Below are 26447 nucleotides of genomic sequence, written 5' to 3'. Positions count from 1 at the left end.
TAGCTAATATAAGTACCTAATTAAACGATTAAGATATCGTTTTGGTATTTTATTATTGAATTATTCTAAGTTTTGCAAATTTAAGCAACAATTGTTTCTGTCCCAACTCCTTAAAGAAAATAGTTGCTTTTATATCTCCTTTGTTTCCTTCGAGATTCACAACTTTACCAAATCCAAAGCGTTCATGTTCAACTTCCATGCCGACCTGAAGATTTGATGTATCTGAAGGAGCAAAACCCGCAGTAGGTTTGTGGGCTTTCGGCAGTATCGATGTGGTTTTAACCATGGGCTTAGGCTTAGGTTTAGAAAACGTATCATCACTGTCCTTTTGCTGCCATGCAATTCGTTCGCCTTGAAAACTTCCGGCTGAGGCAGAAGTTTGTCGTGGTTTAAAATCCAATGCAAGACATGCCGGATTCAATTCATCCAAGAAGCGACTAGGTTCGCAGTTATTCAGCGTTCCCCAACGATATCGCGAAGTAGCATACGAAAGTAGTAATTTTTTTTCAGCTCTCGTAACGGCAACATAAAAAAGTCTTCGTTCCTCTTCCAGTTCCGACCTGGAATTCAACGACAACTGGGAAGGAAATAGGTTTTCTTCCAAGCCTACAATAAAAACAATCGGAAATTCCAATCCTTTGGAAGAGTGGATGGTCATCAATGATACAGTATCCGCATTTGGATCTTTATCATTATCGTCGTTTGTCAACAGGGCGATATCCTGCATATAGACATCAAGTCCACGTTCTTCGATATCTTCCCGTTCCGAAAATTCCTTGATACCATTGAGGAGTTCCTGGATATTTTCGTAACGTGCCAACCCCTCTACCGATTTGTCTTCGTACAATTCTTTCAGAATACCACAGTGCTGTGCAATATGCATTGCGGTATCAAATGCGTTATTGTTTTTGGCCAGGGCCTGAAAACTCTGTATCATCTGTGCAAAACCACCGACAGACGTTGCGCTACGCCCATCTAGAAACTGGGCCGCATTTGCAACAACATCCCATATACGGTACTGATTCTGATCTGCAGCGATCATGATCTTCTCGATTGTCGTATCCCCTATCCCTCTACGCGGGTAATTGATCACACGCTTGAGTGCTTCCTCATCATTCGGGTTGAAGGTTAGTCTGAAATACGCGATCAGATCTTTAATTTCTTTCCGTTGATAGAAAGAAGTACCACCATAGATTTTATAAGGAATATTGATTTTGCGTAAGGCCTCCTCCATAGCCCTGGATTGGGCGTTTGTGCGATACAGAATAGCAAAATCCTTATAATTAAGTCCTTTTAACGATTTCTCTTCAATGATTTGATCGGCAACGATCTTACCTTCCTCATTGTCAGAGAAAGCACGTGAAACCTTGATCTTTTCGCCCTCTTCATTATCCGAAAAAACATTTTTCTCCAATTGATTCTGATTATTGGCAATCACCGAATTAGCCGCATTCACGATCATCTTCGTAGATCGATAATTCTGCTCTAGTTTAAAGATCTTAACATCCGGATAATCTTTTTGGAAATTCAGGATATTCTGAATATTTGCCCCACGAAATGCATAGATAGACTGTGCGTCATCCCCAACCACACAGATATTTTCATTGACTGCTGCCAGGCGTTTAACAATAAGATATTGCGAGAAATTGGTATCCTGGTACTCATCGACCATCAGGTACCGAAATTGATGCTGGTATTTATGCAGTACCTCTGGATGTTTATTTAACAATACATTTGTTTTAAACAACAGATCATCAAAATCCATTGCCCCAGCACGGTAACAGCGCTGTGCATAGGTCATATAAATCTGTCCCAATTGACCACGACCATTGGAAATATCCTCGGCCAATATGGCTTCATTCTTATTATATTCCTGCGGTGAGATCAGGTTATTTTTTGCCTGTGAGATACGTCCGTACACATGATTGACATTATACAGCTTATCATCGAGATTCATTTCCTTTAAAATGGCACGCAACAAACTTTTGGTATCATCCGTATCGTAGATGGTAAAGTTTCTGGGATAACCGATCAATTCAGCTTCTACACGGAGTATTTTTGCAAACACCGAGTGGAATGTTCCCATCCAAATATTTTTCGCTTCGCTCCCAACAACAGAAACGATACGCGCGCGCATCTCTTTGGCCGCTTTGTTGGTAAATGTTAATACCAAGATATTGAATGGATCAACACCTTTTCGAATCAAGTGTGCGACACGATAGGTAATGACCCGTGTTTTTCCTGAACCAGCTCCCGCAACAATCATCACAGGACCTTCTGTTTGCTCTACGGCTCCTCGTTGTGAAGGGTTTAAACCCGCTAAATAATCCAAATTAACTCCTTAAATTTTAAAACCTGAGAATAGGGTATAAAAGTACAAATTTCCTGTTGATCACTCAGGCTATTTTGCTAATATTTTTACACAAAAAAAACCGATAATCAAGATTATCGGTTTTTATATGCTCCAAGCAATATCTAGCCTCTGCTGTTATAATTTGGTGCTTCTTTCGTAATGGAAATATTATGTGGATGGGACTCTCTCAGCCCTGCTCCTGTAATACGAACAAATTGTGCTTCCTGTAATCTTTCGATTGTAGCAGCACCACAGTAGCCCATAGAAGCGCGTAATCCACCAATGTATTGATAAACAACCTCAGCCAGTGTACCTTTATATGGAACACGTCCCACAATACCTTCAGGAACCAATTTTTTGATATCATCTTCTACGTCTTGGAAATAACGATCTTTCGATCCTTTTTCCATGGCTTCGATTGAGCCCATACCGCGGTAAGATTTAAACTTACGTCCTTCATAGATAATTGTTTCCCCTGGAGCTTCTTCCACGCCTGCGAATAGAGAACCAGCCATAATGGTGCTTGCTCCAGCTGCGATTGCTTTTGCAATATCACCAGTCTGTTTGATACCCCCGTCTGCGATCAATGGCACGCCAGTTCCTTTAAGGGCTTTGGCAACTTCATATACGGCATAAAGCTGAGGAACACCGACACCAGCAATGATACGGGTTGTACAGATAGAGCCCGGTCCGATACCTACTTTTACAGCATCTGCACCTGCTTCAGCCAAAGCTGTTGCTGCTGCACCTGTTGCAATATTTCCAACGATTACCTGTAGGTCAGGGAACTGCGATTTCACCAATTTCAACTTATCGATTACACCTTTAGAATGCCCATGTGCTGTATCGATTGTGACCACATCCACACCTGCTTTCACCAAAGCCTCCACGCGGTCAAGGGTATCGGGTGTAACGCCTACTGCAGCACCAACCAATAAACGACCATGGCTATCTTTGGCAGCATTCGGGTAATGCTTATATTTTTGTATATCTTTAAAGGTAATCAAGCCTTTCAAAATACCTTCTTCATTGACTACTGGAAGTTTTTCGATTTTTTCGTTTTGAAGAATTTCTTCCGCTTTCACCAAATCCGTTCCTTCGGGAGCAACCACAAGATTTTCCTTGGTCATCAATTCATTGATGGGACGGCTCATATCTTTTTGGAAACGAAGATCACGATTCGTTACAATACCGACCAATTGACCTTTTTCGTTCACAACAGGGATTCCACCAATCTTGTGCTCCTTCATAATATTGAAGGCATCACCCACCGTTGCTGTTGCCAATAACGTAACTGGATCCTGAATCATACCGCTCTCAGAGCGTTTTACTTTACGTACTTCAGCAGCTTGTTCTGCAATAGTCATGTTCTTATGTAACATACCAATACCGCCAGCTTGTGCAATCGCAATCGCCAAATCAGCACCGGTTACCGTATCCATTGCTGCAGAAACCAATGGAATATTTAATTTGATTTTTTTTGTTAGCGAAGTGCTCGTATCAACGTCACGGGGTAAAATTTCAGAATAAGCTGGAATTAATAAGACGTCGTCGTAAGTGAGACCTTCTGCTACGAATTTTTGTGGATCTAATTGCATGGCAAATATGTATTGGGTTTTCTATTTGCCAGGCAAATTTAAGAAAAATAAGCAATAATAAAAAATAAAAGATACAAATTACAATCGGAAGACAAATTAGAAACGTTATGAATTAAGCATTCATTACGGCCAACGTGTAAGCAATATCATTTTTTGGCAAGCTATTTGCTTTTGTGTAACACGAAAAGTTATTTTAATTAATGAAAATATAAAGATAAGATAATTATGAAAAAGACATTACTCTCATTAGCTGCCGTCGCAGCATTAGCATTTGGCGCACAGGAAGCGAAAGCTCAGTCTCCATTTAGATCAGCGATAGGTGTTGTATTCGATGGTACAACAACTGACTTATGGGGTGTTCAATATAAGCAATCTTTTGGCGGTGCCAACATGGGACAAGCACAGGTGATGTTTGACGACCACGTGGTTGCTGTAGGTGCAGACTACCAATATGCAAGACCCTTCCAAGGCGTGAATGGTTTGGGATGGTATGCCGGCGTTGGTGCACAATTGACATTTATCGACGTAGGAGATAATATTACAAATGTTGCTTTACGTCCTCAACTAGGTTTGGAATTCAAAATTCCAGTTGCTCCGATTGCTTTCCACGCAGACTGGAAACCAGACTGGAGATTGAACCACAATAGTGATTTTGATGCATCAACATTTTCTTTTGGTATCAAATACACATTGAAATAATATAAGCAACTAAACAGTGTAAAAAGGTCCTTCTCGTCTTGAGTAGGGCCTTTTTTTATAAATAAAATCAATTAATATTTCTTTTTTTCTTCAATTCTCCTATTTTTATGCCGTTGACCTAATTGGCATAAATAAAACTTTTCATTCTACAAAAATTTTATACCTTTGCCATTCTTGGTAAAATGTGATTAAACGAGAACTAATTATCAATTACATAAACAGTATTTAACATTAAAATTAATACAATTATAACAGACGATGCAAGGTAAAGGGCTGATTAAACTTTTAGTGATAGTGGTGTCATTAGCGTGTCTATACTCCCTATCATTTACTTGGGTGACCCGCAATGTGGAGCGAGATGCTGAGAATTTTGCCAAAGGAGACTTGGCAAAAGAGAAAAGCTATCTCGACTCAATGGCAGGTGAAGTAGTGTACAATTTAGGTTTTGCAAAATACACCTATCGGGAAGCTAAAGCAAATGAACTCGCTTTGGGATTGGATTTGAAAGGCGGTATGAACGTAACCATGGAGATCTCATTGGACGAATTGATCCGCAATTTGGCGAACAATCCAAAAGATGAGAAATTCAACAAAGCGTTGGAACAGGCAGTGGCAAAAAGTAAAACGAGTGCAAAAACAGTCGTTGCTTTATTTATGGAGGAATACAAATCCATCGGTGCGACAACGCCACTTTCAACATTCTTCTCAACAAAAGACAATGCTTCTTTAATTAAACCGGGTGATTCAGACTCAAAAGTTGAATCATTCCTTCAAAAAGAAGCAGACAATGCCATCCAAAATTCTTACAAAGTACTTCGTACGCGTATCGACAAATTTGGCGTTGCATCTCCAAACATTCAAATTCAACAAGGTACAAACCGTATTTTAATCGAATTACCTGGTGTAAAAGATGAAAGCCGTGTTCGTAACCTATTACAAGGTTCAGCTAAATTGGAATTCTATGAGACCTATACGAATCAGGAAGTTTATCCAATATTAGAAAATATCGACAAAACTTTAGCTTCAACGTTAAAAGCTGCTCCAGCAGCTACGACAAATGCTGCTGCAGATACAAGCAAAAAATCAGATGATTTATTGTCTAATCTAACCGGTGGTAAGAAAGATGCTAAGAAAGACAGTGCTACTGTAAATCTAGGTCAGAAAAATCCATTATTTGAAGTATTACGTCCAGCAGTTTATATGGGCGAAAACCAACAAATGGCGCTTATGCCAGGTTCCATGGTTGGTATTGCTTCTTTAAAAGATACAGCAAAAGTAAATGCTTATTTACAACGTCCAGAGGTAAAATCAATCCTACCTGGAAACTTAAAACTTTTATGGGCTGTAAAACCTGAGCAAAAGACACCTGAGCAACTATCATTATATGCAATTAAAGGATCTGGACAAGACAACGGTGCTGTATTGACAGGGGATGTGATCACTGACGCAACAGCAAACTTTGATGAGAAAAATCAACCTGTAGTTGGTATGCAAATGAACAGTGAAGGTGCTCATCAATGGAAGAAAATTACAGCAAAGGCCGCTCAAAACAGAGATGCAATTGCTATCGTTCTTGATAATGTGGTTTATTCGGCTCCTTCTGTAAACGGTGAAATTCCAAATGGTAGCTCATCGATCTCTGGATCTTTTACAGTAGAAGACACCAAAGATTTATCAAACGTATTGAAAGCAGGTCGTCTTCCGACAACTGCTAAAATCGTTGAAGAAGCAGTTGTTGGTCCTACTCTAGGTCAGGCTGCCATCGATGCGGGTGTTAACTCTGCTGTTATCGGTATTATCGTAGTAATGATCTTTATGATCGCTTACTACAATACTGCAGGTATCGTGGCAAACATCGCGGTGTTGTTAAACGTATTTATCATTATGGGGGTATTGGCATCCTTAAATGCTGTACTCACCTTACCGGGTATCGCGGGTATCGTATTAACGATGGGTACTGCGGTCGATGCGAACGTCTTGATTTATGAACGTATCCGTGAAGAACTGGGATTAGGAAAATCGATCCGTCAGGCTGTTGCAGATGGTTACAAACACGCTTTACCTTCCATCCTGGATTCGCAGATCACAACGTTTTTGATCGGTATTATCTTATTCTTATTTGGTAGTGGTCCAATCTTAGGTTTCGCAACAACATTAATGGTGGGTATCATTACTTCATTGTTTACTGCGATCCTTGTTACTCGTGTTATTTTCGAATGGATGTTGGCGAAAGATTTCAAAATCAAAGTCTCTTTCCCTTGGTCTGCAAATACCTTGCATAATGCAAACTTTAAATTCGTTCAGAAACGTAAAATCTTTTATGCGATTTCAATCGTTGCCGTGTTAATTTCTGCGGCATCAATTTTCACAAAAGGATTCAGTTTAGGTGTAGACTTCCAAGGTGGCCGTACGTATACTGTCCGTTATGATAAACCTGTGGACTTGGAAGCTGTACGTACAAACTTGGATGATATCTTCCAGAAAACAACTGAAGTAAAAGTCTTTGGTGCATCCAACCAACTGCGTATAACAACAACTTACCATATCGAAGAAACTTCGGACACTGCTGATAAAGAGGTATTGGACAAATTAAACCAAGGTTTATCAAAAGTAGATGCTTCCAATAAACATGAGATCCTTTCGTCCCAAAAAGTTGGACCAAGTATCGCTACCGACATCAAATCTAGAGCAACCAGTTCCGCAGTTTTCTCTATCATCATTGTTGCAGCTTACATCCTGATCCGTTTCCATAAATGGGAATATTCAGTTGGAGCAGCTATTGCAACAATTCACGATGCGATTATTTTATTGGGATTATTCTCAATTTTGGATGGTATCGTACCATTCTCATTGGATATTGACCAACACTTTGTGGCAGCGATATTAACTGTAATTGCCTACTCGGTGAATGATACAGTGGTTGTATTTGACCGTTTACGTGAATTCGTATCGAAACCAAATGCGCATAATGAAGATCTAGGCGATGTGGTAAACCATGCGATCAACTCTACTTTAAGTAGAACAATCATCACATCATTGACAATCGTGTTTGTGCTTGCTGTATTGTTTATCTTTGGTGGTGAAGTTATCCGTGGATTCTCATTCGCAATCTTAATCGGTGTTATCGTAGGTACATATTCATCGATTATCTTAGCAGCACCTTCGGTATATGACTTACGTAAAGGAAAGCATTTAGCAGAAGGTAATACAGCTAAAAAAGCTGAAGTCGTAAGACCATAATAGCTAATGTTAATAAAATAAAGAAGGGCGTTCGAATGAACGCCCTTTTTTTATTGCATTCAAATTACTTGTCACACTAAATATTTTAAATATATTTGTTACACTAAATATTTGTATGCTAAACGAAAAATTTGACCGCTACTCTTTCATCTTGGACCAAACGGCCAAGAAAGTAAAACAGTTCGCCCAATCTTCTTTTGCGGAGAAAGGATTTGATATTACTGTAGACCAATGGACCATCTTAAAGGCTTTATACGAAACAGATCAACTTTCACAAAAAGAATTGGCAAAGCGCTGCGGAAAAGACCAGCCCACACTGACACGGATCGTTGATATCCTTCTTAAAAAAAACCTGGCCGAGCGGATTACTGACGAAACTGACCGTCGAAGTCTCTACCTTCATTTGACAGAAGAAGGAAAATTAAAAGTAGCATCGCTAACGCCGCTTGTTACAGAGATTCGCATGAAGGCCTGGGAAAATCTAGCAGACGAAGATTTCGAAGCTTTTACAAGAATTTTGAATACAATATATAACAACTTAAATATAGAATAGCTATGATAAATACGGATATCTGTATCATCGGAGCAGGACCTGTTGGCCTATTCGCAGTTTTTGAAGCTGGACTTTTAAAAATGCGCTGCCATTTGATCGATGTACTACCTCAAGTGGGCGGTCAGCTTTCGGAGATCTACCCCCATAAACCTATCTACGACATTCCCGGTTATCCAAGTATCACTGCGCAGGAATTGATCGATAAACAGCTCGAACAGATTAAACCCTTTGACCCCACATTCACCTTAGGCGAGCGAGTGGAACATATCACAAAACAGGACGATGGTTCCTTTATCGTAGAAACCAATGATCATACGATGGTCCATACACAGGTCATTGTCATTGCCGGGGGATTAGGTTGCTTTGAACCGCGCAAGCCAGAAATCCCAAACCTTCATCTCTTTGAAGGAAAAGGCGTCGATTATATGGTAAAAGATCCCGCCAAATACCGGGATAAAAAAATCGTCATTGCCGGTGGCGGTGACTCCGCGCTCGACTGGACTTTCCATCTTGCAGATATTGCGCAACAGGTCACTTTAATCCACCGAAGTGACTCCTTCAGGGGTGCCCCAGACTCGGCTGAGAAAGTGTTCAAATTGGCCCAGCAGGGTAAGATCAACCTATTATTGTCTCACAATCTGACCAATATCCTTGGCAATGGCTACTTGTCCCATGTTGAAACCACAAATAAAGAAAAAGAAGTCATTGCTACAGATGCAGACTATTTTATTCCTTTATATGGTCTTACACCGAAGCTTGGTCCAATTGCAGATTGGGGATTAAATATCGATAAAAATGCCATAGCGGTCGATACGTTCGATTACTCGACCAATATCGAACGAATCTATGCTATTGGAGACATCAACACCTATCCAGGTAAACTGAAACTCATTCTTTGTGGGTACCATGAGGCTGCACTAATGTGCCAAAGTGCGTTCAAATTTGTGTATCCAGATCAAAAATTGACATTCAAATACACCACAGTAAACGGTATAAATACTTTCTAGCCATGGACGATAATTTAATTCAAGTCACTGTTATAGATCGGGATGGGACCGAAAATATCCTGGAAGTTCCGACCGATATCAATCTTTCACTCATGGAGATTTTAAAGGCATCCGACTATGAGATATTGGCCACTTGCGGTGGTATGGCGCTGTGCGCTACCTGCCATGTCGAAGTTGTCGAAGGACTGCATACACTTCCCCAAGCGAGTGATCAAGAACTCGACATGCTGGACACGCTTCCGGATGCCGATGATCAAAGTCGACTTGCCTGTCAGATGTATCTACAGAATAACAATAACGGCATGAAAATCAAGATCAAAGGTGCGCTACAATAGTATCATCATTGTGTATAAAATACACAATGATGATACTATACATCGTTTTTTTTCAAAGGGTACAATGTACACTATAAAGAGCTAAAAATCAAACAACTACAAAACATATTATTGAAAGAATTAGCCTCTTTACAATAAAATTCACAACATATCAGCATAATAAATAAATATTTTTTAGCTTTTTGAGCCAAAATTTAAGATATTTGCAGCTTAATTCGATTGTACCGAATTTTTACAACAAACTATTAAAAATATGCCAAGCAATAGTTCAAATAGAAAATTCCCAAGAGTAATCATTATTGGTGCTGGATTTGGAGGAATTGAAGTTGCTAAAAAGCTTAAAAATAAGGAAGTTGAAGTTCTGTTGCTGGACAGAAATAACTTTCATACTTTTCAACCATTGATGTACCAAGTTGCCACGGGTACTCTTTCAGCGGACTCCATCTCCTTCCCTGTTCGCAAAATGTTCAAAGGTCAAGACAACTTTCATTTTAGACTTGCTGACGTAAAAAGCGTAGACAATGAAGCTAAGATTGTAAGAACAGATGTTGGTGATTTTGACTACGATTATTTAATTGTTGCGACAGGTGCTACCACGAACTTCTTCGGAAATCAGCAAATCACGAAATATGCTTTGCCGATGAAAAATATACAAGAAGCATTAAATATTCGAAGCTATGTTTTACAGAACCTCGAAGAAGCAGTGCGAATAGAAAACCCTGCTGATCGTAAAGCTAATTTGAACTTTGTTATTGTTGGGGGTGGTCCAACAGGTGTAGAACTTTCGGGAGCAATCGCAGAAATTAAAAACAATGTTCTTGAGAAAGATTATCCAGAATTGAAAAAATCTGAGATGTCGGTTTACCTGGTTGAAGGACTTCCAAAAGTATTGGCCAACTTATCTGAAAAATCTTCTAAAGATTCAGAAAAGTACCTCAAAGATTTGGGTGTAGAAGTATTATTGAATGTTCAGGTAACTGGATATGATGGCAATTCAATTACTTTCGCCGATGGCAGAAGCATTGAAACAAAAACTGTTATCTGGGGAGCAGGTGTAGCTGGGCAGTATCCGAATGGTTTCAAAAAGGAGATTATCCAACGTGGTAACCGTATACAGACAGATGATCAATGCCGTGTTATTGATATGCCAGGGGTCTATGCTATTGGTGATGTTTCGGCATTTATCACAGATGATCTTCCTCGTGGCTTACCTGGTGTTGCACCGGTAGCGCAACAGCAGGGAGCATATGTTGCAAAACACATTCTCCAAACCATGTCCAATCAACCAACAGAGAAATTCAACTATTTTGATAAAGGATCCATGGCTACGGTAGGTCGTAACAAAGCTGTCGTCGACATGGGAAAAATCCATTTCAATGGATTCTTTGGCTGGATGACATGGATGTTTGTCCACTTGATGTCCATCTATGGATTCAGAAATAAATTGATCACATTCGTCAACTGGTCGATCAAATTTTTCACCAAAAACAGTGGTGTGCGTTTGATCTTCCACAAATATGATGAGCCAACTCCAGAGGAAAAAAAAGCAGAAACTGCCCACTAACTTCCTATTGGAGTCTAAATAAACATATTTCAGTAGCCCGACAGCGGCATTATCCCAAACGATAATGCCGCTGTTTCTTTTATCTTTATTAACCTTATGAAGCTGTTTCTCTTCGCCATATTAACCTACTGAATAGGCTTCTAAAACGTTGTGACGGCTTCGCTTATCAGCTCTTCAAAGCATTTGAGTCTTTAGCTAGTTTTCAAAACCACCTTTTCACTTTTGGATTCTTGCTCCTTGTGCTCCATGATTTAAAAAACACCCACTTATTTCTTAATTTAACACGGCGTCCGATTAAAAATAACTTCAGCCGGGACGTAAGAATTACAGATTATATTCGTTAAATTTAAAGACAGTTTTTTCCAGATAGAATTTACTTTCAGAATATAGTTTTTTTTGATGTATAACCTCAAAAAGATTAATTTTTTTTGTGTAGGTTTGCATATTATTTTAAAATAGCTTAAGGATTAGCAGATGGGCTTATTTAATTGGTTTACGCAAGAAGTTGCGATTGACTTGGGTACTGCAAATACCCTAATAATTCATAATGACAAAGTAGTAGTGGATGAACCTTCTATTGTTGCATTTGACCGCACCACAAACAAAGTGATCGCCATTGGTCGCCAGGCCATGCAAATGGAGGGTAAAACACACGATAATATAAAGACAGTACGTCCTTTACGTGATGGAGTAATCGCTGATTTTACGGCAGCTGAACACCTGATCAGAGGTATGGTCAAATTGGTAAACAATGGTAAGAGCTGGTTTTTCCCTTCCCTACGTATGGTTGTTTGTATTCCTTCCGGTATTACGGAAGTAGAGAAAAGAGCTGTACGCGATTCAGCGGAAATTGCTGGTGCGAAAGAAGTCTACTTAATTCATGAACCCATGGCTGCTGCTGTCGGCATCGGAATTGATGTGGAAGAACCAATGGGTAATATGATTATCGATATCGGTGGTGGTACCACTGAAATTGCTGTCATCGCTTTATCGGGTATTGTGTGTGACCAATCTATTCGTGTTGCAGGTGATAACTTCGACTCAGACATCGTTCAATACATCAGAAGACAACATAATATCATGATCGGTGAACGTACGGCTGAAAAAATAAAAATTGAAGTTGGTGCGGCTCTTCCTGAGTTACAGGAACCACCAGCAGATTTCGCCGTTCAAGGTCGTGATTTGATGACGGGTGTTCCTAAGCAAATTACTGTTTCTTATACCGAAATAGCGCATTGTCTGGATAAGTCCATATCAAAAATTGAGGAAGCGATCTTAAAAGCACTTGAAATCACTCCACCAGAATTATCAGCGGATATTTATCAAACAGGTATTTATCTTACCGGTGGTGGTGCATTGTTGCGTGGTTTGGACCGTCGTATACAAGCGAAAACTAAACTTCCAGTGCATATTGCTGAAGATCCATTACGTGCTGTTGTAAGAGGAACTGGTATTGCACTTAAAAATATTGGACGATTTAAATTCTTGATGCAATCATAACGTTCGATAATTAATAACAATATTTTATTAAAGAGCGATATAATATGCAAAACTATTATATCGCTTGCTTATTAAATACCCACATTAAAAAATGAGAAACCTTTGGTTATTCCTGAGACGATATAATGCATTCTTCTGGTTTATCCTATTTTTTGGATTCTCGTTATTTTTGGTGATCACCAACAATTCTTTCCAACGTAATTCTGTTTTAAATTCTTCAAATAGTATCATCGGAGGCCTGTATGCAAAGGTCAATTCCTGGAAAAGCTACCTGCACCTCGGGGAGACCAACGATGCACTTGCAAAGGAAAATGCACAACTGAGAAAGGACTTACAAGCCTATCGATCAACAGACAGCATCAAGATCGGTCCTGTCCCGGCAATCGATAGCAGTGAGTTTGGGCGTTACGAATTTATTATTGCAAATGTCATCAACAATAGCATTCACCAAAAGGCAAATACGATCACACTCGATAAAGGCAGTAAAGATGGTATAGAGCGAGGTATGGGTGTTATCGCTCCCAACGGAGTAGTTGGTATCGTATTGAATGTTTCCCAAAACTTCTCGACAGTGCAATCCCTATTGCATCCCGATACGCGTATATCCGTAACATTAGGCCACACCGAGGTTTTCGGCTCGTTGGTATGGGGCAATAGCATGGATTACCGCGCGGCAATGGTCAAGGAAATTCCAAACCATATCAAAGTCAACAAAGGAGATAAAGTGTACACCTCAGGATATTCAGGACATTTTCCAAAAGGAATTTTTGTTGGAACGGTCATTCAGACGGGGATCTCTTCAGGAGACGCTTTTTTGGATCTTAGACTATTGTTGAGTACCAATTTCTCCAACTTGCAACATGTCTACGTTGTAAAAGACTTGTTAAATAAAGAATTAAAGACACTAGAAGAATCGACAAAGGACAATGGCTAGGATTTTAATATTTAATATTATTCGATTTATCGTTTTGATAGGGATGCAAGTTTTCCTATTTCAAAATATCGGTTATTACAATCTGGTCGCTGCATTTCCTTATATCTTATTTATTTTTTTACTTCCTACAGGAACACCTAATTTCCTGGTGTATTTGATCGCATTTCTCACGGGACTTACCGTAGATTCGTTTTATGATACCCTTGGGGTCAATACCGCAGCCTGTGTTGCACTGGCAGCCTTCCGTATTTTCTTCATGAAAATTACGCTTGAAGTTGAAGAACGCGAATCTTTCTTTACCCCGATGTTGGGCTTCATGAATATTCGCTGGTTCTTTTCCTACATCTTTTTCGGAACATTGATTCATCATACATTTTTGTATCTCTTGGAATCTTTTTCCTTCCAGCACATCCAATACACCTTATTGAGTATCGTTTTAAGTTGTATATTTACAGTAATTATCATGCTATTATTTAGCATATTATTCTACAAAAAGAAAGATCGGTTGTAGTAAATCGATGGATAGAAATTCATTTCTATGAACAGTTTTTTTGCGCGTAAGTACGTCGTTTCAGGAATCTTTATTGCCATCACATTGACCTTGGTGGCCCGCTTATTCTATTTACAGATCATAGACGATTCCTATATACATTCCGCAAACAGCAATGTCATGCGCAAGGTCATTGTGTACCCCGCCAGAGGGGTTATTTTGGACCGAAAGGGAAAGGTATTGGTTCAGAACGAACCGGTATATGATCTTATGGTTACTCCGCGTGAGGTGAAAGAAATCGACACCGCTTTGTTTTGCAAATTGATAGACATTGACAAGGAGGGCTTTATCAAACGGATGGAAAAGGCAAGAGTGCACTCGCCTTACCGTGCATCTATTTTTGAAAAACAGCTGTCTGTACGGACATGGGCTCAATATCAGGAATACCAATATCAATTTCGTGGTTTCTATGTTCAAAAAAGAACAATCCGAAGTTACCCCGACAGCATAGCAGCTCAATTTTTAGGATATGTAAGTGAGGTAAATGATAAAGATATCGAACGCTCCAATGGGTTTTATCGTAGTGGTGACTACATTGGTCGCAGTGGAGTAGAACGCTCTTATGAAGACCTTATTCGTGGAAAACGCGGTGTCAACAACTTAATGGTTGATGCGTTGAACCGTCCGAAAGGGGTGTTTATGGAGGGGAAATACGACACACTTGCTGTTGCAGGGGAAGGACTGGTTTCCTCTTTGGATAAAGACCTTCAGATTCTTGGGGAGAACCTCATGAAAAATAAATTGGGGTCCATAGTTGCCATTGAGCCTGCAACGGGTGAAATCTTGGCCTATGTCAGTAGCCCGAGTTACAACCCCAACATGATGGTCGGCAGGCAGTCTGGCAATAATTATATGAAATTATTGAAAGACGAAACCAAACCGCTTTTTAACCGCCCTATTCAAGCCTCCTACCCTCCAGGCTCTGTATTTAAAGTTGTTTCAGCATTGACTGCGCAGCAGGCTGGTGTTATTGATCGTAATACCGTATTTTTCTGCCCACATGGATACAGCTATGGTGGTGGACGCGGCTGGATGGGCTGTACGCACTATCATGGATCAACCACATTACAGCGCTCTGTAGCCGTATCATGTAATACCTATTATGGTTTTACCTATGCTAAGATGATCGACGGACGTGGGCTTTCGGGACCTAAGGCCTACGATCTATGGCGCAATGCCGTGACACAGTTTGGAATTGGCCATAAACTAGGCATTGATCTACCGGGTGAAAAGCCGGGTTTACTGCCGACATCAGATTTTTATACCAAAAGATACGGTAACGATAAATGGCGTTCAAGTTTCAATATCTCCTTATCGATCGGACAAGGGGAAATGGGAATAACACCGTTGCAAATGGCCAACATTATGGCTATCGTTGCCAACAAAGGCTTTTATTACAGACCCCATTTGATTAAAGGTATTGGTGCACAGAAAATTGCCAAGAAGGAATTTACCGAAAAAGTCAGTGCCGGAGTGGATGAGCGGTACTATCCTGTTGTTATCCAAGGGATGAGTGATGCTGTTAATACACCCGAAGGTACCGCTTGGGCCAATCGTATCCCGGGCATCGAAATGTGCGGAAAAACAGGTACAGCGCAAAACCCACATGGTGAAAACCATGCCGTTTTCTTTGCTTTTGCCCCACGAGAAAACCCTAAAATTGCTATTGCTGTCTTTGTTGAAAACGCGGGTTACGGTGGAACCTGGGCAGGACCTATCGCAAGTATGATGGTTGAGAAATACCTCAAAGACACGATAACTGCGCCAAAATATATTCAGGACCGCATTTATAAAGCAAATTTTCTTCCTGCACCCAAAAAAGTTGTGGATCCAAAGACTAAAGATGTAAAAAAGACAGACTCAGTCAAATCGAAAACTGACACGTTAAAATCAAAACGCCAGCTGGCAGCTTTAACAAAACCAAAGGAAACAATTGTTCACCATAGCGAGATAAAGAGAAGATATGAATAATCAAAAAACAAGTTTTTTTGGAAAGATAGACTGGCTAACCATCACGCTTTGGCTTGCGCTATGCTTAATCGGCTTATTCAATATCCGTGCAGCGGTGTTTAATCCTGAAATGCCCAATTTCTTTACCTTAGGAACCAATTATGGAAAACAGTCTTTATATCTTGTTTCCGCAATTATTCTAGGGGTATCCATTCTCATCATAGACGCGAAATTTTTCAGTTCCGCCTCACCGATATTTTATGGTATAACAGCTGTATTGCTTGTCATCGTGCTCGTGGTAGGGCGAAATGTCGGCGGAAACCAAGCGTGGATTGACCTAGGTTTTTTCCGCTTACAACCTTCTGAGTTTGCCAAACTTTCGACCTGTCTGCTCTTAGCTAACTTTTTGAGCGCTCAGAGCAATAAAGCACCGACCATGCAGACACTGGCCATGGGAGCCGGTATTGTCTTATTTCCTGTATTTTTAGTTATGCTGCAGCCCGATACGGGATCTGCCCTTGCGTTCTTTTCGTTGATTTTTGTATTCTATCGTGAAGGCTATGTAAATAATGAACTGCTTATATTTGGCGGGCTCTGCATTTTACTTTTTGTTCTTTCTTTATTGGTCAATCCTTGGATACTTATCTTGATTTTAGCATTGCTTATTGGCCTTGTCATGTGGAACTACCGCAAGAGAAGAAAATACATTATCAATCTCAGTATACTTTTTGCTGCATGCGCTGTATTTATTCTCTGTGTGGACCTGGTGTATGAGCATGTGCTACAACCTCATCAACGTGACCGTATTGACATTATCCTGGGTAAAATGGAAGACCCTAAAGGAAAAGGATATAATTTGAATCAGTCGAAGATTGCAATTGGATCAGGGCAGCTCCTAGGCAAGGGTTACCTGCAGGGAACGCAAACAAAATACAACTTTGTACCTGAGCAGAGCACGGACTTTATTTTTTGCACCGTTGGAGAAGAATGGGGATTTGTTGGATCGGTTACCTTATTACTTATCTATCTCACCCTACTGCTTCGCATTATTCATATAGCCGAACGACAGCGCTCAGCCTTCGCCAGGATATATGCATACGGTGTAGCGTCCATTCTCTTTTTTCACTTATTCATCAATATCGGTATGACCATCGGTATTGTTCCGGTTATCGGTATTCCGCTGCCTTTTATTAGTTATGGTGGTTCATCCTTATGGAGTTTCACCATTTTACTGTTCATCATGCTTAAATTTGATTCAAATAGAAAAGGAGNNCTCCTTTTCTATTTGAATCAATATTTAATTCTTTTCAACTCTTTTACCGCATCATTGAGAAAAACTATCATCGCCTCTGCATGACGCAGAAAAATTGTTAAATGCGTTCCAAAACGAGCTGTATGGCCTTATCAACAACTTCTTCAGGTGCGGAAGAAAACCGGCCATCTACCCGACTTGCCAAGATCGCATTGATGGATAAAGCTTGATGTCCAAACATATTAGCCAACGCATAAATACCAGCTGTTTCCATTTCCAGGTTGGTGAAGCGCTGACCTTTATATTGAAAGGAGTTGATCAAATCTATAAAATTAGGAATCGTATTCGTGGAGCGGACAGTCCTTCCCTGCGGAGCATAAAATCCGGGCGCAGTTAACGTAACTCCCTTCGGTAAATCAAAGGCAATTCGATCCAAAAGGCCTGCACCAGCTTTCGCAACGTAGGGGTTTAGGTTTAATGCAGAGAAATATTTGGCTAGTTCTACCTGAAGCGCCTGCTCCTCGCCGTCGTAAGATCCCTGATAATAGTTCATCAATGCATCAAGACCTACTCCATAAGCAGAGGCTAAAATAGTTCCCATCTCGACATCTTGTTGTACTCCTCCAGAAGTTCCAATGCGTACAATATGCAATGAGCTGAGCGTCGACTTTACTGTTCTATTGGCAAAATCAATATTTGCCAGTGCATCCAGTTCATTCAACACAATGTCAATATTATCAGTACCTATACCTGTTGAGATTACCGTCAACCGTTTATTTCCCAGATAGCCGGTATGCGTAATAAACTCACGCTTCCCTTTTTTGAGTTCAATACGGTCAAAGTACTTCGAGACTTTGGCTACACGGTCTGGATCGCCAACTGTAATTACTGTACCTGCCAGATCTTCCGGCAATAAATTCAGATGGTATATACTTCCATCTGCATTTAAAATCAATTCCGATGCGTTGATCATATTGTATACAAATAGCTTAACTGACAACCTTCTATTTTGGAAAACCGATCCACAATTCGATTGACTTGCATTTTTCGGACTTCAAACTCCAAATAACACTGATTATCAAACTCTTGCTTTTCAATGTCCACGCCCTCTTCCTTTATGATCCGCATAATATCATTCATATGCAGGTAATCAAAGGTAATACTATAATGGTCATTCACTGTACGCTCGATAATTTCGGCATGGATCAAAGCATCTTGGGTTGCTGATTTGTAGGCATTAATCAAGCCTGGAACCCCCAACAAAGTACCACCGAAATAACGAACGACAATGACGATAACGTTGGTGACATCCATAGACAGCAGAACGTTTAAAATAGGTCGTCCTGCAGTCCCCGAAGGCTCTCCATCATCGTTTACACGAAAGACCGCACGATCAGGTGTGAGGCGATAAGCCCAACAATGATGCCTCGCTTTCGGGTGAATCGCTTTCACTTCCAAGATCAAATCTTTTAATTGATCTTCGGATTTAAAAGGAAAAGCATAAGCAATAAACTTACTTCCCTTATCCCTAAAAATTCCCTCGTATTTTGCATTGATAGTCCGGTAAGTATCTTCAAATAAACTCATAGATATGCTATGATTAAAACTGAAACAATAGAAAGCGCTATGCCTAGATAATTCAACAACGATAGCCTTTCCTTAAAAAATAAGACGCCGATTAACGCACCCAATGAAATTACGCCAATGTTCATCCCCGTAAATACAACTGATGGATTTTCTGGTAGCGCACGATGCGCTTTCATATAGAATAGGATGTTACAGAAGTTAAATACACCCAAAACCAATCCATAGCCCATAGCTTGCCTTGAAAAACGTTGTTTTTCCACAAAAAGGAAATACAGCAATAGCACTATTGCAATAGACATCGCCATCACAAAGATAATAAATAGGGAACTGATATAAGGTATATCGACATGCAAGGCGACTTGTTTGAAGAGGATATCAATTATGCCCATACCGATAAATACCAATAACGGGTAAAGCGCTTTATAACGACTGTCTGCCGAACTAACATGCTGATTCTTTTGCCAACCAATAGAACATAGGATGGCCAATAAACCAAGAGCTATTCCCAGCATCTTGTGTCCTTCCATTTTTTCATGAAAAAAGAAAAATGATGCAAGCAAGGGTATGAACAACGATAGGCGCTGTGCAATCTCTGTCTTGACCAAACCGCTATAGCGAATGGACAAAGCAATAAAAACAAACATTCCAGGAAGTAATATCGCCAGGCTCATATACAACGTCATCGGCATAGCATCCCATACCAGCGATTTTAGATCTGGTTGTAAGACAAAATAGGTCAGTGCAACTGCCATGGGGTAATTCCAAACGATAACCTGTTTGGTTTCAACTCCATTTTGTTTTTCCAATTTTAATAAAACAGCAACGGTGACGCTGCAGATGACACTTAATAAAACAAAAATCATGATTCAAATTTCATTTATCTCCAAAGGCCACGTTTCTCCTGACGAGCCTGACGCTCCAATTTTACAAATAATTCTGCATATTGTACATTTGGTGCCAGCGTATAGGATACTGCATACCCTTGTTCAACCAAATCCCGATTGATAAATTTCTTTCCAACATACACATAGGCAAGAAGTCTTCCATACCGATCCCGTTTTCCAACGTCAAAGACCAACTTAACACTTTTGCCGTTTAACATCGTCGTTAAATACTGCTTTGCTTCTTGACCATAGTACCCGATTTCCTTCCGCGCAGTACGTCTCGTTTCCGGAGTATCTACTCCTATCAACCTAACTTTCTCCCCTTTTGGGGTTCCATTTTCAATGACAAAGGTATCGCCATCAATAACACGCTTTACTTTGGCGTCCTTTTCCTCTCCTTTAAAAGTGAAACCTGTCAACACCAAACAGATCACACTTATACACACATAAAAATTAATTCGTTTTAGCATAAAATCCAGCGTTTGCCCAAAGGTAATAAAATACTTTTTTAACAAAACAGCTAAAAAAACAATAATATTAACATTAAAAACACCTAAATTTAATATAAAAATATAACTAAAAAACACGAAAAAATACAATCATTTTTAACACATAAAACAACTAAAAAATAAGGCTTTTTATAAAATAAAAATTGTTATAAAAACAGCCAAATAACCTAATTACAACATTATAACAAAATAGATATTCAAAAAAAATTAAAAATAAACAAGTAAAATTCAGCTAAAAAAACACATAAAAAACACATAAAAAATTCATTAAATAAATCAGATATTTTCAATAAAAAATTATTTTTTTCTTTGATATTTCAAAAACATTCGTACATTTGAAATGTCAAACAACAACAGGATGAACAGAACATATACATATTTCTATTTTAACTTCTTTTATTTTAAAAATAAGAGCCGGGATTAGATTGTGTATAAATCATAAAAAATACAAACAAGAAGAGTCCCGGTTCAAATGATCGGGACTCTTTTTTTTGGAGACAACATAGCGAACAAAAAACAATGAGTTTAAAAATTGCAATACAGGGAGCAAAGGCTTCATTTCATGAAGAGGCCGCATTTAAATTTTTCGGAAGAGAAGTTGAAATTGTAGAATGTGATTCATTTAAAAAAACTTGTGAATTGCTGAAGCAAAGAAAAGTCGACTATATCGTTATGGCGATCGAAAATTCAATTGCGGGAAGCTTATTGCCGAATTATAATTTATTGAGAGATTACAAGTTCCATATCACTGGGGAAGTTTACCTAAACATCCAACAGAATCTCATGGTATTGCCGGGCGTTAAATTAAAGGATATCAAACACATCGAATCGCATCCGATTGCTATTCGCCAATGCGAAGAATTTCTTTCTGAACTTGAGGGCGTACGCATAACCGAGGGATCTGATACGGCTGCAACTGCAAAAATGATTGCCGAGCGAAAATTGACGGATACTGCGGCAATTGCAGGGACATTGGCCGCTGAAATATATGGTCTTGAAATATTAGAAAAGAGAATCGAAACCAATAAAAAGAACGCAACGCGTTTCCTCGTACTATCGAATGAGGTTGTCGAACATAAAAATGCCAATAAAGCGTCATTATCATTCCAAACAGGAAATACAGTGGGATCTCTGGCGACTATTTTACAATGTTTTGCTGAACAGAATATCAACTTGAGCAAGATTCAGTCAATGCCGGTAATCGGAAAACGCAATGAATATGATTTTTTCGTCGACGTAGAATGGAAAAAACAAACAGACTACGAAGCAGCTATACGTAAAGTACTCAAACATAGTGTCAATTTCAATATTATGGGCGAGTATGTCAAAAACGAAAAACTATAATTAACAATTTACGCAGACAATATTAAAATAGATAATCAAACTTAACATGAAAAATACATTAGACATCACTCCTTTAAAATCTTGGTTGGATACAGGAGACAAACCTTTAATTATCGCAGGTCCTTGTAGCGCAGAAACAGAAGAGCAGCTGGTATCAACAGCGCATTTGTTGGCAAATACCGGAAAAGTAAATATTTTACGCGCTGGTATCTGGAAGCCACGTACACGTCCGGGAGAATTTGAAGGTATCGGTTCAATTGGTTTGGAGTGGTTGAAAAGAGCGAAAGAAGAAACAGGTTTATTAACAGCTACTGAAGTTGCTACAGCAAAACACGTGGAAGAAGCTTTGGCTGCTGGTGTGGATGTACTATGGGTAGGTGCACGTTCAACGGCAAATCCATTTACTGTACAAGAAATTGCTGATGCTTTGCAAGGCGTAGATATTCCAGTATTTGTTAAAAACCCTGTAAACCCCGATTTATCGCTGTGGATCGGTGCATTGGAACGTATCAACCGTGCTGGTATCAAAAAATTAGGTGCTATTCATAGAGGCTTCTCATCGTACGAGAAAACAGCATTCCGTAATGAACCAATGTGGGATTTAGCGATTCAGTTAAAAACGGCTTGTCCAAACCTACCGATCATCAACGATCCAAGTCACATCTGTGGAAACCGCGAATTGTTACCATACATCGCACAAAAAGCAATGGATATGGATATGCAAGGATTGATTATCGAATCACATATCGATCCATCTGTCGCTTGGACTGACGCAAAACAACAAGTAACGCCAGCTGCATTGGCCGAGTTGATCGACCACTTGACGTTACGTAAAGCTGCTTCGGACAACCCTTCATTTGAAGATAAATTAGCAGAATTGCGTAGCAACATCGACAAATTAGATGATTTGATCATCCAAAAAATTGGTGAACGCATGAAAATTGCTGAGAAAATCGGCGAATACAAACGCGATAACAACGTGACAATTTTGCAAGTTAACCGTTGGGATGAAATTGTTCAAAAACGCACAAAATTAGCGGAAGCGCTTTCTTTGGGTAGCGAATTTGCGACGAAATTCCTGGAATTAATTCACAACGAATCTATCCGCAAACAAAATGCGGTCATGAATACGCAAGAGCAACCAACAGCAGAAGCATAATGAATCAACAAGTCATCACGCTGACGCATCCTGCAAAAAAGATACAGGGCACGGTCCAACTCACAGGTTCAAAATCTGAGAGCAACCGTGCTCTTATTATCCAATCGCTGAGCAAAGGACAAGTTGAAATAGCCAACCTCTCTGAGGCTGCAGATACGGTTACTCTAAACCGCGTATTAAAAATCGCGTCAGAACCGCAACCTGGTTATAATACAATTGACATAGGCCCTGCAGGAACAGCTATGCGCTTCCTTACAGCTTACCTCAACCTTGTTAAAGGCAATTTTATCCTGACAGGGACAGAGCGCATGCAACAGCGTCCAATTGGGATATTGGTCGATGCCATGAAAGAAATTGGTGCCGAAATCCATTATGAAAAAAAGGTGGGTTACCCTCCTTTGAAGATTGAAGGCGGATTATTTCAAGGAAAAGACCGTGTTAAGATTAAAGGAAATATCAGCAGTCAATATATATCGGCCCTGCTATTAATTGCTCCGGCATTAAAAAAAGGACTTACCTTAGAGATTGAAGGCGAATTAACTTCCAGACCTTATGTATCCATGACTTTGGATATGCTTAAAAGTGTCGGGATCCAATATGAATGGACGGAGAATGCGATTAAAATTGCACCGCAAGCATTTGAAAAGCAAACCATATATGTCGAACCAGATTGGAGCGCAGCATCCTATTGGTATGCTATTGTAGCACTAGCTGATGCAGATGCCTCGATCGTATTGCCCGGGCTAAGACAACATAGTTTACAGGGCGATATTGCCATCATAAGCATTATGGAACATTTTGGGGTTTATTCGAGCTTTGAATCGGATGGATTGCATTTAACTAAAAAAGAAATCAATTCAGACAAAACCTTGTTCGACTTTAAAGAATGCCCTGATCTTGCGCAAACAGTAGTCGTTGTCGCAGCTGCTTTAAAACGTAATGTTTCCTTTACAGGTCTAGAAACCTTAAAGATTAAAGAGACCGACCGTATTGCTGCATTGCAGACCGAAATCGCGAAGTTCGGTGCTGAATTGATCGAAGATGGTGACACATACCATCTGAAAACTGCAGGTGTATATCAACCAGAAGATGTGACCTTCGAGACTTACGAGGATCACCGCATGGCGATGGCATTCGCACCTTTGGCTTTAGTTTTTGACCAAATCAAGATTGCTGAACCTCAAGTTGTAGAAAAGTCATATCCTGATTTTTGGAAACATTTACAAGCGCAAGCTTTTATAATTGACTAACATATCAAAAACAGGGATTAACATCAATATTAATCTCTGTTTTATGATACAATCTCCCAGATAGCCTTTTAGCTTGGGACAAAAAGTGTAATGTAATCTATTAGGCCATCTTCGAGTTACAGACTCATAATTTGTATTCAGTCTGGTGCTTTAGAATTGCATTTAAAGGCAAATTTATCTAAGTTTATTGAAATTTAATTTTTATGGCAGGAAATTCATTTGGCGATTTATTCAGAATTAGCACTTTCGGCGAATCACACGGCAAAGCTATAGGTGTAATTATTGATGGTTGCCCTTCAAATATAACAATAGACGAGGAATTTATCCAGTCTGAGCTCGACAAACGAAAACCCGGTCAATCTAAGATCACGACACAAAGAAAAGAAAGTGATACTGCACAAATCTTATCTGGCGTATTCGAGGGCAAATCAACGGGAACACCAATAGCAATTGTTATTCCAAATGAAGACCAGCGTTCGAAAGATTACACCCATATCAAAGATATTTTCAGACCTTCCCATGCTGATTTCACTTATCAGATGAAATATGGCATACGTGACTATCGTGGCGGTGGACGGTCCTCAGCGAGGGAAACCGCTGCCCGTGTTGCTGCTGGTGCTGTAGCAAAAAGCTTTCTGAATCAATTTGGCATCGAAATCTTTGCCCACGTTTCGGGAGTAGGTACTATTGAGGCGCCAAATGTAGATACCAAAGACCTCAAAGCTTTGCTTGAGTTGCGGGAAGCCAACATCGCACGTTGTGCAGATCCAGCGACAGCCAATGAAATGGTTGAGTTTATCGACTCGGTCAGAAAAGCAGGTGACACCGTTGGCGGACGTATTTCGGCTGTCATCAGACATGTGCCTGTGGGATTAGGCGAACCGGTCTTTGATAAGCTCCATGCAGACCTTGCTAAAGCAATGATAAGCATCAATGCGGTACATGGTTTTGAATATGGTTCAGGTTTTGCAGGTTCGGAGTTGCGAGGTTCCGAACATAATGATATATTTGTAGCAGATGACCATGATTTAAATCGAGTGCACACACATACCAACTTTTCTGGAGGGATTCAGGGCGGGATTTCAAATGGTATGGATATTACTTTCAAAGTAGCATTTAAGCCTGTTGCCACTATCATGAGAGATCAAGAAACAGTGGATATCCATGGCAACCCTGCTATTGCAAGTGGCAAGGGGAGACATGACCCTTGTGTTGTTTCGAGAGCAGTAATTATTGTGGAAGCTATGGCAGCACTTGTAATCGCGGATCATCTACTTAAAAATCAAAGTTACAAACATGCTGCAAGATAATTATGTCGTAGGTGTTGATATTGGAGGCACACATATTTCTGCCTGTATCATTGACACAAAACAATGGAATATATACTTAGAAAACGTGGCCAGAAACCACGTTTTTTCTCAAGGAGATGCTAAAACGATTTTACAAACCTGGGCATCAACTATACGCGATATCATAGCCACCTCACCGGCTCCTATTCAGTTCATCGGCATTGCTATGCCGGGACCCTTTGACTACGAAAATGGAATATCTAAGATACAGGGACAAAGCAAATATGACAATCTGTACAACATGGATGTCAAAGCGCTTTTAGCTGAAGAGCTGGGACTTCCGCCTACGTCTATCCACTTTATCAATGACGCAGCAGCCTTCCTACAAGGTGAAATATTCGTACAGAACTTGCAAACAAACAAGCGGATATTAGGAATTACGTTGGGTACTGGACTTGGATCTGCGGTATGGAATCAAGGTGAAAAAGCCTATGATGCCGCCCTATGGAACAGCCCTTACGAAGATTGTATTTTCGAAGAATTTCTTGTCACACGGTGGTTCATCAAACGTTTCAAAGAAGTATCAGGAAAAGATGTTACGGGACTTAAAGATATTTTAGATCATCATCGGGAAACTAAGGAATTTCAAATCATCAAAGATGAATATGCTAAACATCTCTTTGATTTTATGCAGTTCTTCGCAGAGAAACATGCTGCTGAAATATTTATAGTCGGTGGCAATATCGCCAAAGCGCTACCTATTTTCATTGGTGACCGAAGTGAATTTGAAAGATTTCAAATTTATACAGCAATACTTGGTGAAAAAGCCGCTATGATTGGCGCTGCGAGTATATTCAATTAAAATATCATCCCAGCCGTTGGAATATTTA

The 26447-nt window shown here is 39.8% G+C and carries 22 protein-coding genes; 16 read left to right on the top strand and 6 right to left on the bottom strand.

Going from position 1 to position 26447, the window contains the following annotated elements:
• Positions 1–52 precede the first annotated feature (52 nt).
• The gene (locus B3600_RS13150; RefSeq protein ID WP_070565989.1) at positions 53–2332 is read right to left on the bottom strand and encodes an ATP-dependent helicase; all 2280 of its coding nucleotides are present in this window, start codon (positions 2330–2332) and stop codon (positions 53–55) included.
• A gap of 143 nt (positions 2333–2475) precedes the next feature.
• A complete protein-coding gene (guaB, locus tag B3600_RS13145) occupies positions 2476–3951 on the bottom strand; it encodes an IMP dehydrogenase (RefSeq protein WP_070565990.1) in 1476 nt (491 codons plus the stop codon).
• A 225-nt stretch (positions 3952–4176) separates the two neighbouring features.
• Between guaB and B3600_RS13140 the strand changes: the two genes are divergently transcribed.
• The 11 genes from B3600_RS13140 (at position 4177) to rodA (ending at position 17640) form a co-directional block, all read left to right on the top strand.
• Positions 4177–4650 (top strand): hypothetical protein, encoded by a 474-nt coding sequence (locus B3600_RS13140; protein ID WP_070565992.1) that lies wholly within the window; start codon positions 4177–4179, stop codon positions 4648–4650.
• A gap of 258 nt (positions 4651–4908) precedes the next feature.
• Entirely contained in the window at positions 4909–7890 is a 2982-nt protein-coding gene (secDF, locus tag B3600_RS13135; protein ID WP_286753216.1) for a protein translocase subunit SecDF, read from the top strand.
• A 115-nt stretch (positions 7891–8005) separates the two neighbouring features.
• On the top strand, positions 8006–8443 hold the full coding sequence (locus B3600_RS13130; protein ID WP_046671811.1) for a MarR family winged helix-turn-helix transcriptional regulator: 438 nt from the start codon (positions 8006–8008) through the stop codon (positions 8441–8443).
• Positions 8444–8445: 2 nt separating this feature from the next.
• The gene (locus tag B3600_RS13125) at positions 8446–9450 is read left to right on the top strand and encodes an NAD(P)/FAD-dependent oxidoreductase (protein WP_286753215.1); all 1005 of its coding nucleotides are present in this window, start codon (positions 8446–8448) and stop codon (positions 9448–9450) included.
• A 2-nt stretch (positions 9451–9452) separates the two neighbouring features.
• Positions 9453–9785, top strand: coding sequence for a 2Fe-2S iron-sulfur cluster-binding protein (locus B3600_RS13120; protein ID WP_286753214.1), 333 nt, complete (start codon positions 9453–9455; stop codon positions 9783–9785).
• Between the two features lie 253 nt (positions 9786–10038).
• The gene (locus tag B3600_RS13115; protein ID WP_286753213.1) at positions 10039–11349 is read left to right on the top strand and encodes an NAD(P)/FAD-dependent oxidoreductase; all 1311 of its coding nucleotides are present in this window, start codon (positions 10039–10041) and stop codon (positions 11347–11349) included.
• Between the two features lie 474 nt (positions 11350–11823).
• Positions 11824–12849 carry a rod shape-determining protein gene (locus B3600_RS13110; RefSeq protein ID WP_046671815.1) on the top strand — a complete coding sequence of 342 codons (1026 nt, stop codon included), beginning with the start codon at positions 11824–11826 and terminating at the stop codon, positions 12847–12849.
• 91 nt (positions 12850–12940) lie between these two features.
• Positions 12941–13783: a rod shape-determining protein MreC gene (mreC, locus tag B3600_RS13105; RefSeq protein ID WP_070566004.1), complete on the top strand. Its 843-nt coding sequence runs from the start codon at positions 12941–12943 to the stop codon at positions 13781–13783.
• On the top strand, positions 13776–14294 hold the full coding sequence (locus B3600_RS13100) for a hypothetical protein (RefSeq protein WP_046671817.1): 519 nt from the start codon (positions 13776–13778) through the stop codon (positions 14292–14294). Before mreC ends, B3600_RS13100 begins: the two co-directional genes overlap by 8 nt.
• Positions 14295–14321: 27 nt before the next feature.
• Positions 14322–16304 (top strand): penicillin-binding protein 2, encoded by a 1983-nt coding sequence (mrdA, locus tag B3600_RS13095; protein ID WP_046671818.1) that lies wholly within the window; start codon positions 14322–14324, stop codon positions 16302–16304.
• Positions 16297–17640 (top strand): rod shape-determining protein RodA, encoded by a 1344-nt coding sequence (gene rodA / locus B3600_RS13090; protein WP_286753212.1) that lies wholly within the window; start codon positions 16297–16299, stop codon positions 17638–17640. Before mrdA ends, rodA begins: the two co-directional genes overlap by 8 nt.
• Positions 17641–17653: 13 nt before the next feature.
• On the opposite strand, the gene B3600_RS13085 is transcribed toward rodA, so the two are convergent.
• From B3600_RS13085 to B3600_RS13070, 4 genes are read right to left on the bottom strand one after another with little or no spacing between them, the layout of a single operon-like run.
• Positions 17654–18508, bottom strand: a complete 855-nt coding sequence (locus B3600_RS13085) for a nucleoside phosphorylase (protein ID WP_286753211.1) — start codon at positions 18506–18508, stop codon at positions 17654–17656.
• Positions 18505–19122 carry an IMPACT family protein gene (locus tag B3600_RS13080; RefSeq protein WP_112375621.1) on the bottom strand — a complete coding sequence of 206 codons (618 nt, stop codon included), beginning with the start codon at positions 19120–19122 and terminating at the stop codon, positions 18505–18507. The genes B3600_RS13085 and B3600_RS13080 overlap by 4 nt, the downstream gene beginning before the upstream one ends.
• Positions 19119–19985: an EamA family transporter gene (locus tag B3600_RS13075; protein WP_286753210.1), complete on the bottom strand. Its 867-nt coding sequence runs from the start codon at positions 19983–19985 to the stop codon at positions 19119–19121. The genes B3600_RS13080 and B3600_RS13075 overlap by 4 nt, the downstream gene beginning before the upstream one ends.
• 14 nt (positions 19986–19999) lie before the next feature.
• Positions 20000–20476, bottom strand: a complete 477-nt coding sequence (locus tag B3600_RS13070) for a thermonuclease family protein (protein ID WP_286753209.1) — start codon at positions 20474–20476, stop codon at positions 20000–20002.
• 558 nt (positions 20477–21034) lie between these two features.
• Between B3600_RS13070 and B3600_RS13065 the strand changes: the two genes are divergently transcribed.
• The 5 genes from B3600_RS13065 (at position 21035) to B3600_RS13045 (ending at position 26419) form a co-directional block, all read left to right on the top strand.
• Positions 21035–21859, top strand: a complete 825-nt coding sequence (locus B3600_RS13065) for a prephenate dehydratase (RefSeq protein ID WP_046671823.1) — start codon at positions 21035–21037, stop codon at positions 21857–21859.
• A gap of 46 nt (positions 21860–21905) precedes the next feature.
• Positions 21906–23018 (top strand): chorismate mutase, encoded by a 1113-nt coding sequence (locus B3600_RS13060; RefSeq protein WP_046671824.1) that lies wholly within the window; start codon positions 21906–21908, stop codon positions 23016–23018.
• Positions 23018–24268 (top strand): 3-phosphoshikimate 1-carboxyvinyltransferase, encoded by a 1251-nt coding sequence (gene aroA / locus B3600_RS13055; RefSeq protein WP_286753208.1) that lies wholly within the window; start codon positions 23018–23020, stop codon positions 24266–24268. The genes B3600_RS13060 and aroA overlap by 1 nt, the downstream gene beginning before the upstream one ends.
• Before the next feature lie 203 nt (positions 24269–24471).
• The gene (aroC, locus tag B3600_RS13050) at positions 24472–25578 is read left to right on the top strand and encodes a chorismate synthase (protein ID WP_286753207.1); all 1107 of its coding nucleotides are present in this window, start codon (positions 24472–24474) and stop codon (positions 25576–25578) included.
• Complete coding sequence (locus B3600_RS13045; RefSeq protein WP_286753206.1) at positions 25565–26419, top strand: ROK family protein; 855 nt, start codon at positions 25565–25567, stop codon at positions 26417–26419. The genes aroC and B3600_RS13045 overlap by 14 nt, the downstream gene beginning before the upstream one ends.
• Positions 26420–26447 lie beyond the last annotated feature (28 nt).

The sequence above is a fragment of the Sphingobacterium sp. UBA2480 genome (assembly GCF_002341965.1).
Lineage (GTDB): Bacteria > Bacteroidota > Bacteroidia > Sphingobacteriales > Sphingobacteriaceae > Sphingobacterium > Sphingobacterium multivorum.
The sequence above is the reverse complement of the archived record's forward strand: the minus strand, read 5'-3'. Positions and strand labels throughout refer to the sequence as shown.